At 46.6% G+C, this 17,673-nt stretch carries 18 protein-coding genes and 1 riboswitch (1 of these 19 cut by a window edge); of the genes, 1 reads left to right on the top strand and 17 read right to left on the bottom strand.

Annotated elements, in window-relative coordinates:
- Positions 1-431: 431 nt before the first annotated feature.
- The 12 genes from SATMO3_RS00355 to panB all read right to left on the bottom strand — a co-directional run bounded on the left by SATMO3_RS00355 (position 432) and on the right by panB (position 11,866).
- Complete coding sequence (locus tag SATMO3_RS00355) at positions 432-1,208, bottom strand: IclR family transcriptional regulator (RefSeq protein ID WP_371375911.1); 777 nt, start codon at positions 1,206-1,208, stop codon at positions 432-434.
- A gap of 125 nt (positions 1,209-1,333) precedes the next feature.
- Positions 1,334-2,164 (bottom strand): methyl-accepting chemotaxis protein, encoded by an 831-nt coding sequence (locus tag SATMO3_RS00350; protein ID WP_371375909.1) that lies wholly within the window; start codon positions 2,162-2,164, stop codon positions 1,334-1,336.
- 42 nt (positions 2,165-2,206) lie between these two features.
- A complete protein-coding gene (locus SATMO3_RS00345) occupies positions 2,207-3,502 on the bottom strand; it encodes a lactate racemase domain-containing protein (RefSeq protein ID WP_371375906.1) in 1,296 nt (431 codons plus the stop codon).
- A gap of 88 nt (positions 3,503-3,590) precedes the next feature.
- A complete protein-coding gene (gene larA, locus SATMO3_RS00340) occupies positions 3,591-4,889 on the bottom strand; it encodes a nickel-dependent lactate racemase (protein WP_371375904.1) in 1,299 nt (432 codons plus the stop codon).
- A 50-nt stretch (positions 4,890-4,939) separates the two neighbouring features.
- The gene (locus SATMO3_RS00335; RefSeq protein WP_371375902.1) at positions 4,940-5,470 is read right to left on the bottom strand and encodes a 2-oxoacid:acceptor oxidoreductase family protein; all 531 of its coding nucleotides are present in this window, start codon (positions 5,468-5,470) and stop codon (positions 4,940-4,942) included.
- A 5-nt stretch (positions 5,471-5,475) separates the two neighbouring features.
- A complete protein-coding gene (locus tag SATMO3_RS00330) occupies positions 5,476-6,219 on the bottom strand; it encodes a thiamine pyrophosphate-dependent enzyme (protein ID WP_371375899.1) in 744 nt (247 codons plus the stop codon).
- A 2-nt stretch (positions 6,220-6,221) separates the two neighbouring features.
- Complete coding sequence (locus SATMO3_RS00325; protein ID WP_371375897.1) at positions 6,222-7,292, bottom strand: 3-methyl-2-oxobutanoate dehydrogenase subunit VorB; 1,071 nt, start codon at positions 7,290-7,292, stop codon at positions 6,222-6,224.
- Positions 7,293-7,308: 16 nt separating this feature from the next.
- On the bottom strand, positions 7,309-7,512 hold the full coding sequence (locus SATMO3_RS00320; protein WP_371375895.1) for a 4Fe-4S dicluster domain-containing protein: 204 nt from the start codon (positions 7,510-7,512) through the stop codon (positions 7,309-7,311).
- Positions 7,513-7,607: 95 nt separating this feature from the next.
- Entirely contained in the window at positions 7,608-8,528 is a 921-nt protein-coding gene (locus SATMO3_RS00315; protein WP_371375892.1) for a ketopantoate reductase family protein, read from the bottom strand.
- A gap of 17 nt (positions 8,529-8,545) precedes the next feature.
- Positions 8,546-9,889 carry an acetyl-CoA hydrolase/transferase family protein gene (locus SATMO3_RS00310; RefSeq protein WP_371375889.1) on the bottom strand — a complete coding sequence of 448 codons (1,344 nt, stop codon included), beginning with the start codon at positions 9,887-9,889 and terminating at the stop codon, positions 8,546-8,548.
- A 141-nt stretch (positions 9,890-10,030) separates the two neighbouring features.
- Positions 10,031-10,987, bottom strand: coding sequence for a bile acid:sodium symporter family protein (locus SATMO3_RS00305; protein WP_371375887.1), 957 nt, complete (start codon positions 10,985-10,987; stop codon positions 10,031-10,033).
- 42 nt (positions 10,988-11,029) lie between these two features.
- A complete protein-coding gene (gene panB, locus SATMO3_RS00300) occupies positions 11,030-11,866 on the bottom strand; it encodes a 3-methyl-2-oxobutanoate hydroxymethyltransferase (protein WP_371375885.1) in 837 nt (278 codons plus the stop codon).
- A gap of 448 nt (positions 11,867-12,314) precedes the next feature.
- On the opposite strand from panB, the gene SATMO3_RS00295 reads away from it, so the two are divergent.
- Positions 12,315-13,112, top strand: coding sequence for an IclR family transcriptional regulator (locus SATMO3_RS00295; RefSeq protein WP_371375882.1), 798 nt, complete (start codon positions 12,315-12,317; stop codon positions 13,110-13,112).
- Between the two features lie 86 nt (positions 13,113-13,198).
- Here the strand turns inward: SATMO3_RS00295 and SATMO3_RS00290 are convergent, their stop codons facing one another.
- The 5 genes from SATMO3_RS00290 to SATMO3_RS00270 form a co-directional block, all read right to left on the bottom strand.
- The gene (locus SATMO3_RS00290; protein WP_371375879.1) at positions 13,199-14,017 is read right to left on the bottom strand and encodes a MetQ/NlpA family ABC transporter substrate-binding protein; all 819 of its coding nucleotides are present in this window, start codon (positions 14,015-14,017) and stop codon (positions 13,199-13,201) included.
- Between the two features lie 23 nt (positions 14,018-14,040).
- Positions 14,041-15,234, bottom strand: a complete 1,194-nt coding sequence (locus SATMO3_RS00285; protein WP_371375877.1) for a pyridoxal phosphate-dependent aminotransferase — start codon at positions 15,232-15,234, stop codon at positions 14,041-14,043.
- Between the two features lie 27 nt (positions 15,235-15,261).
- On the bottom strand, positions 15,262-15,915 hold the full coding sequence (locus SATMO3_RS00280; protein ID WP_371375875.1) for a methionine ABC transporter permease: 654 nt from the start codon (positions 15,913-15,915) through the stop codon (positions 15,262-15,264).
- Entirely contained in the window at positions 15,884-16,939 is a 1,056-nt protein-coding gene (locus SATMO3_RS00275) for a methionine ABC transporter ATP-binding protein (RefSeq protein ID WP_371375872.1), read from the bottom strand. Before SATMO3_RS00275 ends, SATMO3_RS00280 begins: the two co-directional genes overlap by 32 nt.
- Before the next feature lie 194 nt (positions 16,940-17,133).
- Positions 17,134-17,240: riboswitch (SAM riboswitch) on the bottom strand.
- 134 nt (positions 17,241-17,374) lie between these two features.
- Positions 17,375-17,673: the end of a SagB/ThcOx family dehydrogenase gene (locus SATMO3_RS00270; RefSeq protein ID WP_371375869.1), read on the bottom strand. Its footprint extends 442 nt past the window's final position; the window shows 299 of its 741 coding nt (coding positions 443-741); its start codon lies beyond the right edge, outside the window; its stop codon occupies positions 17,375-17,377.

Genomic DNA, 17,673 nt, shown 5'->3' with positions numbered 1-17,673 from the left:
GGCATATTCTCCATCAAGTTCATGCCAAGGAATGATTTCCGTCTTTTTTATCCATTGATCATTGGGATTCATTGTTAACCTTAGCAGCTAATTGAAGTCTCTGAATTTCATTTCTTTGATACAACTTTGTACATATTCATCACCAATGTACAAGATTTTGAACTATTTTTTAATTTTTTTGCACCTATTATACTACGCTTGTCAAAAAAAATCAGTATTTGTAAGGGTTTGTGGTTTATTCAGTACTCATTAAAACAGCAAATTGCACATAGATTACCGCCTATGTTAAAGTCTTTCTAAAACACAAGGCCGTGATGAAACAACAGTTTCTCCACGACCCCTTCATTATTATTCTTTTATAGTTATATTTTGCACATTATATCTGCAGACCATATCGGACACTTACAAGAAAGACTGGACACCTAGGCATCCTAGCCCGAGTAGCCAAGACGTAAAGAAATATCCCTTGCAACCGTTTTTACTCTTGGTATGAATTCAGCTACAACTTCATCTGTAATACGAACAGCAGGACCGGCAACACTGATTGCAGCTTTAATTTTACCTGCATGATTGAATACCGGTGCGGCTACGCCGCGTATACCTGACAAATAATATTCATTATCCAAGGAATAACCCCTTTCCCTAATTTCCACCAGTTGCTCCTTGACAGTGCTTAAATCAATAACTGTATTTTTCGTGTGCTTGATAAACAAACCGTCTTGTACAGTCTGCGCAAGCAGAGTATCCACTTCCATAGGATTCATATAGGCAAACATCGCAAGTCCCAGTGCCGTGCAAAAAGCAGGAAACCGGGTTCCTACGTCAAGGCCCATACGTAACGGCTCACGGCTCTCGACCCGATCTATATAGATCACCGAATAATAATCTAATACAGCCAAATTTACGGTCTCTTTTGTAGTTACCGCCAATTGTTCCAGAAAGGGGCGGGCTGTTTTCCGAATTCCGATTTGATTAACAACCCTGTTTCCGATTTCAAATAGTTTGAAATTAAGTTTATACTTTTCCGAGTCCGTCTGTTCAACATAACCATGAATTCGCAAGGTAGTAATGATGCGGTATATTGTCGCCTTACCCAACCCTAGTTCTCTACTTAACTCGCTAATGCCCATTTCTTCTACCCGGCTTAAGGTTTCTAAGATAACCAGCGCCTTTTCTACCGAGTGTACAACGGTGGCGGGATCAATCATATAGATTCTCTCCTTAAAAATTGCTATTATCCGGATATATTGTATAGCAAGTCTCTTTGCCTGTAAACTGTTATCAGAGTATGTGTTATCAGAATATCCGCGCCGGCGATTACTGCATCTAATCTTTATTGGGAATTAGTCTCTTGTATCATCATTTTATCAAGTTTGTCCGCCAATTCTCCGACTTCCTGAATGGTTCCGGCAACATGGGAAATTGCGTTGGCAATTTCGGAAACAACTTTTTGGACTTGCGTAATTTCACTGTTAAGACCTTCACTGCTCTTTTGGATGTCATCAATAATGCCGGCGATTTTATTCACCGACTCTGCACTGTCCGTTGCCAGCTTTCTAATTTCCTGGGCAACAACGCCAAAGCCTTTACCCTGGTCACCAACCCGGGCCGCTTCAATAGCAGCATTCAGCCCCAAAAGATTTGTCTGTCCGGCAATACTTTTGATGAAGCCTACTACCTGGTCCGTTTCACCCACTTGCTTTTGCGTAGTACGAACAACGGTAACCATATTTTCGCAAGTTGCCGCAGCTTCCTCAGACTGAGCGGTTATTTCTTCTGTGGTAGCAGCTAAATGGCTCATACTTTCCGATAATTTGCTGGCCATACCGGCTAACAAATCATAGCGTTCCACATTTTCCTGGACGGATATCATGCCAACCACTTCACCGGTTTCATCCTGTATCGGCACAGAACATACAACAAAGGGGACTCCCCAGAGGGATGCATCCTTCCGCTCCACCACCCGACGCTTTTCATGGATGGCATTATAAGCCGCCATACCGGCACGAACGGGTGAACCAACCGGAACTTTTAAAACAAGCGTTGTACCAGGTTTATACGAGAGTATCTGCTCACAGTCGGAAACAACAACACCCACATCATTCAAAAAAAGTTGTGAAATAACGGGAATAGCCTTAATGTAATTCGCGATAACCGGATTCAAATTATGCCCCCCTTATGCCAACAGCTTTGGGTTATATTCTGATTATATTCCAGCCTGGTTCCGTAAGTTTATATGTTCTGTCCGGCAGGGTGTTATCCAAGCTAAATTACCCTCGGCATCAAAAGGTAGCTCCATTAAATCCGATAGTATTTCCAAATTGGGATTAGCAACACTCGCGGGGATTAACACCCTTGAAATATAGAATTGATCCAACTCCAGCGTATTTTTTATCCAAACCATTTTGACGCCTTCCGGCTCTACAGGTCCACAAATCATAAGAGCGGCGGCGATTACTTCCCTGGCCGAATCCAAAGTAATCGGTATGCGGCCTTTCTCCGGGCAAGCTCCGGTTAAACAATTAATGGCCGTGGCCTTGAAATCAATTTTATCTACCAATCGCCGTGTGGCTAAGTCCGCCATGCCGATTCCCACCGCATTCCCATAAGTGTCATCGGCCAAATCCAGCGCTACGATCCGGGTGTATTGCGGAAACTCCGCTTCTGGTTCAGCCACGTTATAGATCCTGCCGACGACATTGGTGTCCATTCCTGTGCCGGAAATTGTTTTACCAATTTCCGGCACCACAACCAGATCCAGCCTGCCAAAAGGAATCCGGGCCATCATTGTTTTTGCTTTCCTCAATAATTCTTTTTCCGTTTCTTCCAGATTTTCCGGCTTGGCAGCACTAATAACGGCCGTTTCATGATAAAAGTTCTCCACCAATCCCATACCGAACAAAACCGGGATTTTCTTTAGAACGTAACGGGCTACCACCGGTATAACCTGATTAAAGCCCCGTTGTACTGCAAACCGGTGCGCTATTTGCGCGCCTTTATGTTTTCCCAGGCCAATGGTGATAAGCTTCATCATACCGCTTTCAATGGGTCCGCCGAAATCAGTGTGCGCCTTTACTCTATGAACCAAAACAATACCGTCGGCCTGGGCAGCCGTTTTATCAATAAAAACAGGAATACCGCTTGCGGTAGTGCCAAGCTGAACTACTTCCATAGAGGACCGGATGGGCACACCTGTGCTTTTTTCGGTTATCCCCAGCGTCTCAAGCACCATAACCTGGCCTTCAGCCGAGGCGCCACCGTGACTCCCCATCGCCGGTACAATAAATGGCTCGGCTCCCCATGCTTTTAGCTCTTCAGCCAAAGTTCTTACAATCAAAGCATGGTTGTCGATTCCCCGGCTGCCTACCGCAATCGCTATGCGGGCACCGCGCTTTACCTGTAAATTTAGTCGGGCAACTTCCTGTCTAACCACATCAGCGACGTTTGTTATCGCGGGTATGTCGGAGTGCTGCTTCACTAATACTACTTGGGGAAATCTCACAATCCGCCCTTCTTTCTTACTTTTTTTGGGGCAAAGGAAACCCGTCTTCTCCCAGTAATTGTATCATAAAACCATATTCAGGAAATACCTATTTGGCAATTACGGGGACGGTATTGGCGGCTGACGGCATTATCGTAATGGTGAAATCTGTACGGCCTATTTTTTCCTGGGCAATGGCTAAAGCCTCCGCCGCCGTTGTTGCCGGAAACATGCCGGCGTTTCGGATGAAAGCGGCATTCTCTGGCTTGGTAACAACAATAAGCGGATTTCTCCTGGCTATATCAGCCAGTTTATACGCAAGGAAGCCGGGAATGGTAAAGTGCTCCCGCAAAGCCATTTCCTGTTCTAATGCCGTTTTATATTTGAACCAGTCGGCAAATTCCGGTGGCTCCTTAATATCCGCCAATTCCATAAAGCAGAGAATAACCCCGCCTGGTTTGACAGCCATATAAGCATTATCAACCGTCTTTAGGCCTTGATATAAATTGATATCTTTCGGAAACCCGCCGGCAGAGGCGATCACCAGATCAGCCTGCTCACTCACTGAAACGCCGTAAATCTCATCCACCAATGTAACCCCGGCCAGCCAGGCATCATACCAATGACCGCTCACAAACTTGGCAAACCGACCGTCAGGGGCGAAAACCGCATTTAAGAGAAAATCCGGCTTAGCCAAAGCCGCTTGCTCAATCATATCCTGATTCATTTCATTGTCGTCAATAGCGCCGGATACGCAGTTCGGATTTATCCCCTGACCAACAACTTGGTTCATACACAACAGATGATTGCCCTGAATGGCCTTAAAGCCGCTGATTCCCGGCAATATGGCTTTGCGGCCGCCGCCATAGCCAGCCATCATATGATGGACAATGCCTCCGGTCAGAATTTTTATATCGGCTTCAGCCACCCGCTTGTTAATACGGCACTCCACCCCGCGGCTGGTTGTGCCTGTATAAACCAGCTCGGCCTCATTATGACAATCATGATTGACGATTTCAATCCGTTCACAGACCTGCCGTCCGCAAATCAGGGCGAATTCCTCCTGAGTATTCAGCCTGTGCGCACCAACAGCAATGGTAATAAAAATATTCTGATCGGGAATGCCGGCCTCATTCAGTTCGTCAAGCAGAACAGGCAAAAACTGGTCAAACCTAACCCAGGTCCGAGTAATATCGCTGACAATCACGGCGACCCTGTCGCCGGGTTTCACGATTTTCTTAAGCGGCGGTGTACCGATAGGTTGCCTGAGGGCCGTCCGCACAGCCGATGGAATATCCTCGACAACCTCACAGGGACGTCCATACACCTCATTGATAATTTTTTCTTCGGGAAGGCTGATCTTAAGTTCACTATGGCCATATCTAAAATCAATAGTTCTGTTTGCCACCGCAATTCCTCCCATAATAAGCATGTGCACGCATTCTGCGGACACACTTGTCAAATACAATCAAAGCCTTTTTGAATGGCCACTTTATTTAATTCAATAACCTGTGGCTTAGCTGCAAACTTTTTAGCAAAAGCCATAAATAACGTATCCATACGCACTGCGCCGGTAGCCGCAATAAGCGCGCCTAGCGCCACCATATTGGCCATTTTGGGATTTCCCAGACCAGCGGCCAGATCATTGACCGGAACCCGGTAAGTCCGGATATCCTCCCGCTCGACCGCTTTGTCAATCAAGGAACTGTTGACAATCAGCACTCCCTGCGGCCTGACCATAGGCATAAACTTGTCCAGTGAAGGCAGGTTTAAAACCACGACGGCGCTTGGCTGGCCAACAATCGGCGAACCTGTCGGCCCATCGGCGATAATGACCGAGCAATTGGCGGTTCCGCCCCGCATTTCCGGGCCATAAGCGGGAATCCAGGACACGTTCTTTTCTTCCAGCATACCTGCATACGTCAATATTTGCCCCATTAACAGGACTCCCTGACCGCCAAAACCAGACATAATAAATTCGTGTCTCATGTTCATCACCCCTGAATATCTTTATATGTGCCGAGCGGAAACTGAGGGATCATATTATCCTCCAGCCATTTAACCGACTCAAGCGGTGTTTTATTCCAGTTTGTCGGGCAAGTGGCCAATACTTCCACCAAGGCAAAGCCATGGCCGTTCAGTTGCATAGTAAAGGCTTTTTTAAGGGCTGCTTTAGCCTTAACCATATTTTTCGGATTGTTTACCGCCACACGCGCGATAAAGGCCGGCGCCTCAAGGGTTGCCAGCATTTCCGCAATACGGATGGGACAACCGGCATTTTCGCTCTTACGTCCGTACGGCGAAGTATTTGTCACCTGGCCCACCAGCGTAGTCGGCGCCATTTGCCCGCCGGTCATACCGTATATCGCATTATTTACAAATACTGTGGTTATATTCTCGCCCCGGGCGGCGGCGTGAACAATTTCGGCACACCCAATGGAAGCCAAATCTCCATCACCCTGATAGGTAAAGACAACGGCATCCGGGTGTACGCGCTTTACGCCGGTGGCTACGGCAGGCGCACGGCCATGCGCCGACTCAAGCGTGTCAAAGTTGAAATAGTTATAGGCAAGAACGGCACAGCCAACCGGCGCTATGCCGATGGTTTGGGTTCTTATGTCCAATTCGTCAATAACCTCGGCGACTAAACGGTGGATAAGACCGTGATGACAACCGGGGCAATAGTGTGTTTCCACGTCTCTTAACGCTTTTGGCCTGGAGTATATAAGTTCTGCCATAGTTATCTTGCCTCCTTATTACCGTTCATAACGTTTACAATCTCGGCAAAAACCTCTGCCGGCGTCGCTATCATGCCGCCGGTCCGGCCATAAAAGTAAACCGGCTTGCGGCATTTTGTCGCCAGTTTTACATCCTCAATCATTTGCCCGGCACTCAATTCCAGCGTCAAAAAAGCTTGGGCCGTGTCTGCCAGTCTGGCAAAAGGCGGCTCCGGGAACGGCCAGAGAGAAATGGGCCGCACCAGACCTACCTTCATCCCCTTTTCCCGCGCTTCTTCCATAGCCGAATGCGCTATACGGGCCGTAATACCGTAAGCCACAAGGACCAGCTCCGCATCCTCTGTGTTCGTTTCTTCCCAGCGCATTTCGTTTTGCTGAATAACCGCGTACTTTGCCTGCAGACGGATATTGAGTTCTTCCAACTGTTCCGGCTTTAAGAACAAAGAATTAATTACATTGGGCGTCGAACGCTCACGCAGCCCGGTTACAGCCCACGGTTTTTCAACCTGCTTTACGCTGCCTGCCTTTATTTCCACAGGCTCCATCATCTGTCCCAGTGCGCCGTCCCCCAGCACCATAACCGGATTACGATACATATCGGCAAGATCAAAGGCCAGCAAGGTCAAATCCAGCATTTCCTGAACAGAGTTGGGGGCCAATACGATATTGCGGTAATCACCATGTCCGCCCCCTTTAGTCGCCTGAAAATAATCGCTTTGCGCCGGCTGAATGCCGCCTAAGCCCGGACCGCCGCGTACAATGTTGACGATAACACAGGGAAGCTGACAGGCCGCAATAAACGATAAGCCCTCCTGTTTTAAACTGATTCCGGGGCTGGATGAGGAGGTCATAGCCCGGGCACCGGCTGCCGCCGCTCCATAGAGCATATTAATAGCCGCCACTTCACTTTCGGCTTGCACAAATACGCCGCCAATCTTAGGCATTTCCCTGGCCATATATTCTGGTATCTCGGTCTGGGGTGTAATGGGATAGCCAAAATAGTGACGGCAACCGGCTTTAATCGCCGCCTCGCAAATGGCTTCGTTACCTTTCATCAGTACCTTTTCCGACACGAAAGATCACTCCTTGTTACTTGTAAATTTCAATTACCGAATCCGGACAGGCCCTGGCGCATAAAGCGCAGCCAACACACGCCGCCTCATCCTGACAAGTTGCAAACGCATAGCCTTTGGTATTAAACGCGGCCGACATAGTGATTAGCTTCTTGGCGCAAGCGACTGTACAAAGTTCGCAGCCTTTACAGCGCTCTTGAAAAAAAACAGGTCTGGGCATTACCATCTCTCCTTTATGCATAGTAAGCACACGCAAGCATATCGTTCATTCATGCAGAACATCATTCTTCCTTAAGAACAAACAGGGCTGACTGCTTACAGTTTACCCCGTTTCTCAATAGCCTTGACCAGCTTGGTAAGCGTTTCATTCACCGGTGTGGGAATTCCTAACTCCTTACCTGCCGCCACTATGGCGCCGTTGATGGCCAGCACCTCGGTGCGGGAACCGCGTTCAATATCCTGCCGCATGGAAGCCTTATTATTGTAAGTTCCTCTGGCAACGCCCCGGACGTGCTCCAGGATATCGTCGACCATAAAGGCAATCCCCTTGGCTTTGGCAACGGCTGCGCCTTCCTGGACCACAGCCTCCTGCAGAGCGGCTGTCTCCCCGTATTCCAGCAACTGCCCGTTGGTCAGCAGGGTAATCGCCCCAAGAGCATTAATCCCCACATTGACCAGCAGCTTAGTCCAAATCAGGCTGTCAACATTCTGACTCATATGCATTTCAACACCTGCCTTGGCAAAGGTGTCCACAACATTTTGCAAGCGCGCGGTTATCCGTCCGTCCAGTTCTCCTATGGAAATCGATCCCTGTTCACTGGGCTGAATTTTTCCCGGTCCCAGCACGGTACAACCAAAAGCAGTAGTCCCGGCGATAATCCGGTCGCGTCCCAGCACAGCTGACAGTGTATCTACATTGCCCACGCCGTTTTGGACAGTAAGCACGGTCGTGTCCGGTCCGACAATCTTCAGGCAATCCTCGGCCGCTTGCTGGTTATCATACGCTTTGACGGCAAAGATAATTAAGTCCGGTCTACCGGCCTCTTTAATATCGGTAGTTGCCTGTACTTTAAATATTTCCGTTCCATTTGGCCTTACCACGCTCAGGCCGGCTGACTGTATCACACGCACATGTTCCTTATTAATGTCGACAAAGGTTACATCCTCACCGCTTTTTTGCAGGAAGGAACCAAGTAAGCCGCCAATCGCTCCGGCACCGACAACAACAATCTTCATAATAAAAACCTCCTTACTTAAAACAATTTATTAGTTTTACACCATATTCCCAATTTCCCGGCCCCTTTAATCAATTCCTCACGAAAATCCGGATGAGCAATCTGAATAATCCGCTCCGCCCGTTCCCAGGTAGACCGCCCGGCCAGATCGGCAGTTCCCCACTCGGTTACGAGATAATGCGCCTGCGTGCGGGGATTGGTAACCACTGCGTTTTCCGGTAAACTGGTCCTCACTCGCGAATGTACCTGCCCCGTTCTTTTGTCCGTATAGGTGGATGTAAAACAAATGAAACTTTTTCCCCCGTTAGACATATAGCCCCCGGTCAAAAAATCCAGTTGTCCGCCAGTTCCACTAATTTGCCGGCTGCCAGACGTTTCCGAGGTAACCTGTCCTAAGATATCAACTTCAACACAATTGTTGATCGTAATCAAGTTGTCGTTAGCAGCCATAATATGCGGATCATTGGTATAATCGATCGGATATGTCGCTACGGCGGTGTTGTTACCAACCCAGTCGTATAACTCCTTACTCCCGGCACAAAACGAAAATACTCCTTTTCCCTTGTCGATATTCTTGTGGCTGTTTGTTATCTTCCCGGCACTTGCCATGGCCATGTAAGCATCTACCAGCATTTCGGTATGTATCCCCAGATTTTTCAAGCCCGACTCGGCGATCATTGTCCCCACTGCATTCGGCAATGCGCCCACGCCCAACTGGATGGTTGCGCCGTCACTTAGTTCCTGCATGATTAATGCGGCAATTTTCTTATCTATAGCCGATACTTCGGCCGGAGCGATAACCGGCAGCGCCGGATTATCACTTTCCACTATGAAGTCAACATCGCTAAGGTGAATACAATTATGCTGCCCGCCGGCAACTACCGGCAAATTTTCATTGATTTCAAGGATAACAACCTTAGCGCGTTCCGTAATTGCCTTACAGGCGGAATTCGTAAGGGAAAAGCTAAAATAACCGTTGGCATCCATGGGCGGGACACTCAAGATAGCTACATCCACTTCCAGACTTTTTCGATAATATAACGGCATGTTCCGATAAACCATAGGGATATAGTGGCATAATCCCTGATCACTCAATTTTCTTTCCAAACCGCTTAAATGCCAGCTGTTGTAGCAAAAATGTTCCCGGTCAGGATCGGCTTTAACAATCTCTATCGGTCGTAGCAGCAAGCCGCCTCGTACCTTCACATTTCTTAACTCATCTTTCCGAAGGGCCAGCGCCTTATCACAAACCGCCGGCTGAGCCAAACCAAAGTTATAATCAACCCAGTCACCATTTTTTACTACCCGGACTGCCGTTTCCGCCGATACCAGCTTTGCTTTATATTCCGACATTAAGCCCATTGCATGCCTCCATTTTTTGTTAACGAGCAAACGTTGTTCATAATAAAAGAACAACGTTCACTCATTATGACAGACTTTATAGCATGATGCCTAAGAAACCTGATTCAGAATGCAGTTCTTAGGGCAGCTTATACCGTCAATCTATACAGAAATTGGCCCTTCCGTCTTGTCCTCAACAGGCTTATTTGCCCAATATCCGGCGATAATAGAGCCTGTGAAATTATGCCAGACACTAAATATGGCACCCGGAACGGCGGCAAGCGGCTCTAAGTGAGCGATTGCTAATACCACTGCCAAACCGGACATTTCAATACCAATTTCAAAGGTAATGGCTCTTGCTTGCTTTTCACCCAAGCCAAGTGCTTTGGATGCTCCATAACCGAGCAGCAAACCCAGTCCGTTATGCATCGCAACGGCTATAAAGGCAATCAGGGCTACCGTCACCAGCTTGGCGGCACTCATGGCCACAACAATGGCAATGGCCCAGATAATTGCGATAACCGAGATGACCGGAACAATTTTCATAATACGGTCCACCAAGCTGCTAAAGAGGCCGCGCAGTACCATTCCCGTTATAACCGGCCCCAAGACGATTTTTACTACATCCAGAAACATGGCTTGAGCATTGACATGAACTTCCGCACCGGCAAGCAGCATAAACGTAGTCGGTAACAATAACGGCGCCAGGATGATGTTAAAGCTGGATACGGTTACCGATAAAGCCGTATCGGCTTTGGCCAGAAAACTCATGACGTTGGAGGCGGTGCCGCTGGGACAGCAGCCAACTAAAATTAGTCCGGCCGCCAAAGCAGGCGGTAAGCCCAGGACCTTTGCCACACCAAAGCCAACAACAGGCATAATGAGGTAACGCAGGATAATCCCGGTAATAACGTCTCTGGGCCTGGACAATACCAGTTTAAAGTCTTCCACCGACATGGCCAGCCCCATCCCGAGCATGATAATGCCCAGCAGGTAAGTTACCAGCGGTCCTTGCGTTTTTAATGAATCCGGGTATAAAAAGGCAAGACCGGAAAACAAGATAAGCCATAGAGGAAACAATTTTGTAATTGCCATTGCAATTTTTTCCAACAGAGCCATTTCGGAATTCCTCCACTCTCTTTGTTTTAATTTTAGCGCCAATTAATATAAACGCTTCAAGTCTTCCTCTTTCATGCCAAAAGAATGTTCCGGTCCGGGAAATACTCCCTCCTGCGTTTCCTTATAAAAAGTGTTCAGGGCGCCTACCATTTGTGCATTCAGCTGGGCATACTGTTTTACCATTTTAGGAACAAAGCGGTCAAACATTCCCAGTAAGTCCTGCGTGACCAGTACCTGAGCATCACAATACGGCCCTGCACCAATACCCATGGTGGGAATCGTCAGTTGTTCGGTAAGCATTTTGGCCACCGGCGCGGGTATACATTCCAGAACAATGGCGAATGCCCCTGCTTTCTCAAGCGCTTTTGCATCCTCCAACAGTTGTTTGGCAGCTTCCGCATCTTTGCCCTGAACTTTAAAACCACCCAATTGTCCGGCAGTCTGCGGCGTTAAACCAATATGGCCCATAACCGGAATACCGCCGTTTACCATTGCTTCCACAATGTGCGCAACATTCTTGCCGCCTTCCAGTTTAATAGCATCAGCACCACCTTCTTTCAGAATACGGTTAGCGTTACGGATAGCATCCTCAATACCGGTATTGTAGGAGCCAAACGGCATATCACCAACAACGAATGTCTTAGGTGCTCCTTTGACTACGGGTTTGGTGTGATGAATAATGTCGTCCATGGTTACCGGTACAGTACTGTCATATCCTAATACTGTCATCCCCAGCGAATCTCCCACCAGAATCATTTCAATCGGCGTTTTCTCGATCACGGAGGCCAGCAATACATCATACGCCGTGATCATGGTAAATTTTTCAGTCTTACCCTTCATTGCTTTGCATTGTGGAATTGTCATTTTTACTTTTGCCATACTATCTTCTCCTTGCAAATTATATTTATTGTTTTGCTTATGCAAAACAATATTGCCTGAATAACAAATAACTTTGTTCTCTATTTCGAAACGAGCGTTTCATTTTTTTGTATAAAAATAAACTTGACTAATCAAGAGTGTGTAAAAAATTTCATTTTAATAAAACAACATGTAAATATGCAGATTATTTTGCTTTTTGTGTAAATTTTATATCTTTTGTTATTTCTTGTCAATATATTATTTTATTTAAATATTACAATTGAAGAGGACTTCATGATTTAATGGAGAATTTTTAAATAAGTATACTTTATAATAAGAACACTGTTCATAATTAATGAACAGTGTTCTCAGTAGATCAATTCAATATGTTGATCAACTATGCAAAAAGCAGTTCTCACACTATTGGAAGTTGCCATAAAATACAAAACAGCGTCATTACTAGCGGGATGTGACAAATGTGCAGCAAATTTTCAGACAACCTACGAAAAAAAATAAATATTTACTCGCCTCAGTAGACCGCGCAATTGAACTTCTGTTTCTGTTAGAAAGCGCTCCACAGGAAATGGGAGTCACCGAACTAAGCAGAGCCCTTGGTGTGCAAAAAAGCACAACGCACAACCTATTGCAAACTTTATTGGCAAGAGATTTTGTGCGTCAGACAGATACCGGGCAATACACTTTAGGCTTTCGTTTGATGCCGCTTGGTTTGGCTTGTACAGAGCGGTTAAACATACGTAGACTGGCTTCTCCCTTCCTGAAAGATCTGGTCAATGAAGCAGGAGAAATAGTGCAGTTGGCAGTGTTGTCTGCCGGCCAGATAACCATTGTAGACAGGATCGAACCTTCACGTTCCATTTTTATAATCCCGCGCTTTGATTACTGCAACACATTTCACAGTACCGCCATGGGCAAAATATTCCTCGCCTTTAACTCGAACGATTTTATTAATAAAATTTTGACACAGCCATTAGCGCAATATACTGCCCACACCTTAACTGACCAACAGTTGCTATGTGAAGAAATTGTAAAAATTAAAGATCGGGGCTACTCGATTGCCTGTAACGAAACCATAGAAGGAGTTACGTGTATGGGAGCGCCTATATTTAATGCCAATGGAAAAATTGAAGCCGCGATTACTATTTCCGGAATTACTTCCTGGTTTAATACGGAAAGACTTGGAGCAGTTACTTACATGTTAAAAGAAAAGGCCAGTTTAATTTCACAACAATTAGGATATCGGGGTTAATGCCGGTCAATGCCGGCGTAAGATATCTATTTAATAACATAGTAAAACCACGGCTTAGCCGTGGTTTTACTATTATACTTTTTATATTACCAAGCCGCAAATACAGACCCTTTAAAATGCTCATTAATAAATTTCTTCACTTCTTCCGATTGATAGGCCTTAATAAGCTTTGCTACTGCCGGATTGTCTTTATCTTTGGACCTAACAGCAATAACATTGGCATACGGAGAATTGCCGTCTTCAATAGCCAGCGCATCTTTATTGGGAACCAGACCGGCGGTCATAGCATAGTTGGTATTAATGGCTGCCAGATCGACATCTTCCAGCGAACGGGGTACCTGGGCAGCATCAAGTTCTTTAATCTTTAAGTTTTTCGGATTCTCAGCAATGTCGGCGGCTGCCGCTTTCAGACCGACACCGGCTTTTATTTTAATAAGTCCCTGCGTTTCTAAGAGCAACAACGCACGCCCGCCGTTGGTCGGGTCATTGGGAATGGCAACAGTAGCTCCCGGTTTAAGTTCATTGATTGATTTTATTTTTTTCGAATAAATACCCATGGGATAAATAACCGTTTTGGCTACAGATACAATGTCATATTTGCGATCTTGGACCATGTTATCAAGATAGGGCTGATGCTGGAAGCTATTCACGTCGATATCGCCCTGGCTTAATGCGACATTGGGCTGGACATAATCATTAAACTCCACAACCTGAATCTTGAGGCCGTCTTTTTCAGCCACTTTTTTGACAGCGTCCATAATTTCCGCATGCGGGCCGGCGGTTACACCTACTTTTAGCGTTTTATCCGCAGCGGGAGCCGCGGCTTGCTGACTGCAGCCTGTCAGTCCGGTGACAGCAAAGGCTAGAAGGGAAACAAAAGCCATTCTTTTAATATACCGTTTCATCTTACACTCTCCCAATCAATTTACTATTTTAAAGTGAGCTTTTCCAAGCGGTCGACAGCAGCTTTCAGTGTTTCAAATTTTTTGCAGAAACAGAATCGTATCAACGTTTTTCCGGCTGTGCTCTCAGGCCGGAAGAAGCTGGAGCCCGGTACTACGGCTACCCCGATTTCGCTGGCCAGATATTTCGCAAAAGCAACATCGTCATCCCAGCCAAACGGAGTAATATCTGCCATAATGTAGTAAGCCCCCTGCGGTCTTACACACTTAAAGCCAATTTTTTCCAAGGCGGCAAGCAGGTAATCACGCCGTTCACTATAAAACCCGGCTAATTCCTGATAGTATTCCGCACCAAAGTTAAATGCCTCGGCCGAGGCCACCTGGAGCGGTGCAGCAGCGCCAACCGTTAAGAAGTCATGTACCTTGCGGACCGAAGCCGTAATCTCAGCTGAAGCCTGTACAAAGCCAATGCGCCAGCCAGTGACACTAAAGGTCTTGGAGACACTGTTTACGGCAATTGTACGCTCAGCCATACCCGGCAAAGTCCAAAGCGGGATATGCTGGGTATTATCGTAAAGAATATGTTCATATATCTCATCATTGATTGCCAGCACATCATACTTAATACAAAGTTCGGCAATCAGTTCCAGTTCCTCACGAGTGAATACTTTTCCGGTAGGATTATTCGGCGTATTAATAATGATTGCCTTGGTTTTATCCGAAAAAGCGGCAATTAACTCCTCACGGTCAAAATTGAACCCTGGCGGGTTTAAACTAATATATTTAGGTACTGCTCCGCATAAAATTACATCAGCGCCGTAATTCTCATAAAACGGTTCAAAAATTATAACTTCATCCCCTGGATTAACAGTAGCCAGTAAAGTGGCGATCATACCTTCAGTTGCACCGCAGCACACCGTTAACTGACTCTCAGGGTCAATGGTGACGTCATAGTCGCGCTTGACCTTGGCGGCAATAGCATCGCGCAAGCCTTTTGTTCCCCAGGTTATCGCATACTGGTTGTGATCCTCCGTTACAGCGCGTACAGCAGCCTGCTTAATAGCCTCCGGCGCAGGAAAATCAGGAAACCCCTGGGCCAGATTTATTGCGTTGTGAGCAGCCGCGATCCGGCTCATTTCCCGGATTACCGACTCGGTAAACTGTCGTGCCTTGGCTGAAGCGTAGCCACCTGCACGAATACTATCGATAATATTTTGCATGTTGTATACCTCCTTAAAGTAGGGCGGCTATCTTTTATTCAACTTGTGAGCAAAGTAATCACCGCTGGATTGGACAATCTGCACCAAGGCAATCAGGATAACTACCGTTGCCAGCATGACATCGGCTCTGAATCGCTGGTAACCGTAGCGGATAGCCAGATCACCCAGTCCGCCGCCGCCGATGGCGCCTGCCATAGCCGAATAGCCAATAAGACTGATTACCGTTAATGTAAGTCCCAGCACTATAGACGGCATTGCCTCAGGTATAAGCACGTTTAGAATGATTTGCCCCGGTGAAGCCCCCATAGACTGCGCTGCTTCTACAAGCCCGGCATCGACTTCCTTGAGCGCCGACTCAACAACGCGGGCAACAAACGGAATCGCGGCAATGCTTAAAGGTACAATAGCTGCGTTGGTGCCTATGGAAGTCCCCGCAATGACCCGTGTGAAAGGAATGATAGCCACCATCAGAATAATAAACGGAGTAGACCGTGCCGCATTTACAACAGCCCCTAACGACTGATTAAAGACAACATTTTCCTTGATATGACCCTTACCGGTTATAACCAGGATTACTCCCAGCGGAATCCCCAGCACGGCTGCTACCAACGAGGAAATTGCCACCATATATAAGGTTTCACCCAAGGACTCAGTTAGCAGCATAAGCATGTCTTGCGACATAACCAATCACCTCAGTTCCTAAATCTCTGGCCTGCAAATAGTTTAGCGCATTCTGAACATCCTCAGTTTTACCGGACAACTCAATAAGCAGCGTCCCATATGGCGTATCCTGCAGATGGTCAATATTTCCCGAGATGATATTGGCATCTACGGCAAATCGCCTTATGAGTCCGGCAATTACAGGTTCATTGGTGGCTGCCCCGAAGAAGGAAAGCCTTACCACAACGTTGCCGCCGGGTACCGGCTGTTCGGACAATACCGCAGTCAAAGCATCCGGTAGTTTATTATTGATAACCGCCTTAATAAATTCACGGGCCGTTGCTGATTTTGGTTTAGTGAACACGTCAAAGACCTTACCCGTCTCCACTAAGTGCCCGCCTTCAATAACGGCCACCTGGTCGCAAATAGCTTTGATTACATGCATCTCATGAGTAATAAGTACAATGGTTAAGCCTAATTTCTTATTTATATCCTTAAGCAGCGCTAAAATTGACTCTGTTGTCTGCGGATCGAGCGCCGAAGTTGCTTCGTCGCATAAAAGTACTTTGGGCTGGCTGGCTAATGCCCTGGCAATACCCACCCGTTGTTTCTGACCACCGCTCAACTGGGCCGGATACACATCCCGCTTGTCACTGAGCCCAACCAGATCGAGCAGAGGCAAAACTTTTTGTTCCCTCTCTGCTCGGCTGACACCGGCAATCTCAAGAGGAAAAGCAATATTTTCAAGTACAGTACGTGAAGAAAGCAGATTAAAATGTTGAAATATCATCCCAATACTTTTACGGGCCGTTCTCAGCTGGGATTCGGTCAGCGCCGTCATATCCTGCCCATCTACAAGCACCTGCCCGGCAGTTGGACGTTCCAGCAGATTGATGCACCTGATCAATGTACTTTTACCTGCGCCGCTTTTACCAATTATGCCGTAAATCTCACCTTGTTCGATAGTGAGGGAAACATCATCAAGCGCCTTTACAGGGCCTGCTTCCCCCTGATATATCTTCTGCAAACCAGTTAACTTTATCATACCGGTAGTTATCCTCCTTGCCATTACTATAGGATCCAATAGAAGATTACAGACAGGCTGTTAATATAAGCGGAGGCTAATCACCATCGTCGAAACCTTATTAGCATCCGGCCTATAAGAAAATCTCTATTAGATTTCACACAAAACAAAAAACCTCTTCGCAGATGAAGAGGCATATACACTTGCTATGCTATTCTTCATCTGCCAAACCCTTGTGGGTTGCAGGAATTGGCACCGTTCGCATGTACGATGGTTGCCGCGGCTTCATAGGGCCAGTCCCTCAGCCAACTCTTGATGAAAAATACGTATTTAGTTCATGAGTAATAGTAACATGGGGCAATATCACTGTCAAGGAATTTTTATTATGGAAATATAGAAAAAGTATTCCGCAAATTCCATACCATTATGTTTACCAAAAAACAGCCACGGCTCTTTTTAAGCTTTTTTACCAACAGTAGCAACATAGATAGCAAACTGATTATCGCCGTCAATCCCAAGAGCCTCATTCAGCTTGTCGTCGTCGAAGGCGGCTATGGCACATACGCCACTATCAATTGCCTCGGCGGCCAAATATAAATTCTGGCACACATGCCCGGCATCAATATGCAGATACCGATAGCCACGCTGCCCATAACGATAGGTCATTCGATACACAGCAGCCGTCCATATAAAAGTAACAGCACTCTTTTTGACAAAATTCTGTTTGAGACAAGCTTCTGTAATTACTTCACTTA

The organism is Sporomusa aerivorans (genome assembly GCF_041428895.1).
In the GTDB taxonomy this organism is placed as follows: domain Bacteria; phylum Bacillota; class Negativicutes; order Sporomusales; family Sporomusaceae; genus Sporomusa; species Sporomusa aerivorans.
The sequence above is the reverse complement of the archived record's forward strand: the minus strand, read 5'-3'. Positions and strand labels throughout refer to the sequence as shown.

Excerpts from the sequence above, each read along its gene's own strand:
- SATMO3_RS00275 (WP_371375872.1), bottom strand. The coding sequence starts at position 16,939 with ATGATAAAGTTAACTGGTTTGCAGAAGATATATCAGGGGGAAGCAGGC.
- SATMO3_RS00310 (WP_371375889.1), bottom strand. The coding sequence starts at position 9,889 with ATGGGCTTAATGTCGGAATATAAAGCAAAGCTGGTATCGGCGGAAACG.
- SATMO3_RS00290 (WP_371375879.1), bottom strand. The coding sequence starts at position 14,017 with ATGAAACGGTATATTAAAAGAATGGCTTTTGTTTCCCTTCTAGCCTTT.
- SATMO3_RS00335 (WP_371375902.1), bottom strand. The coding sequence starts at position 5,470 with ATGAGACACGAATTTATTATGTCTGGTTTTGGCGGTCAGGGAGTCCTG.
- SATMO3_RS00280 (WP_371375875.1), bottom strand. The coding sequence starts at position 15,915 with ATGTCGCAAGACATGCTTATGCTGCTAACTGAGTCCTTGGGTGAAACC.
- SATMO3_RS00315 (WP_371375892.1), bottom strand. The coding sequence starts at position 8,528 with ATGAAGATTGTTGTTGTCGGTGCCGGAGCGATTGGCGGCTTACTTGGT.
- SATMO3_RS00305 (WP_371375887.1), bottom strand. The coding sequence starts at position 10,987 with ATGGCTCTGTTGGAAAAAATTGCAATGGCAATTACAAAATTGTTTCCT.
- SATMO3_RS00330 (WP_371375899.1), bottom strand. The coding sequence starts at position 6,219 with ATGGCAGAACTTATATACTCCAGGCCAAAAGCGTTAAGAGACGTGGAA.
- SATMO3_RS00320 (WP_371375895.1), bottom strand. The coding sequence starts at position 7,512 with ATGCCCAGACCTGTTTTTTTTCAAGAGCGCTGTAAAGGCTGCGAACTT.
- SATMO3_RS00355 (WP_371375911.1), bottom strand. The coding sequence starts at position 1,208 with ATGATTGATCCCGCCACCGTTGTACACTCGGTAGAAAAGGCGCTGGTT.
- panB (WP_371375885.1), bottom strand. The coding sequence starts at position 11,866 with ATGGCAAAAGTAAAAATGACAATTCCACAATGCAAAGCAATGAAGGGT.
- SATMO3_RS00285 (WP_371375877.1), bottom strand. The coding sequence starts at position 15,234 with ATGCAAAATATTATCGATAGTATTCGTGCAGGTGGCTACGCTTCAGCC.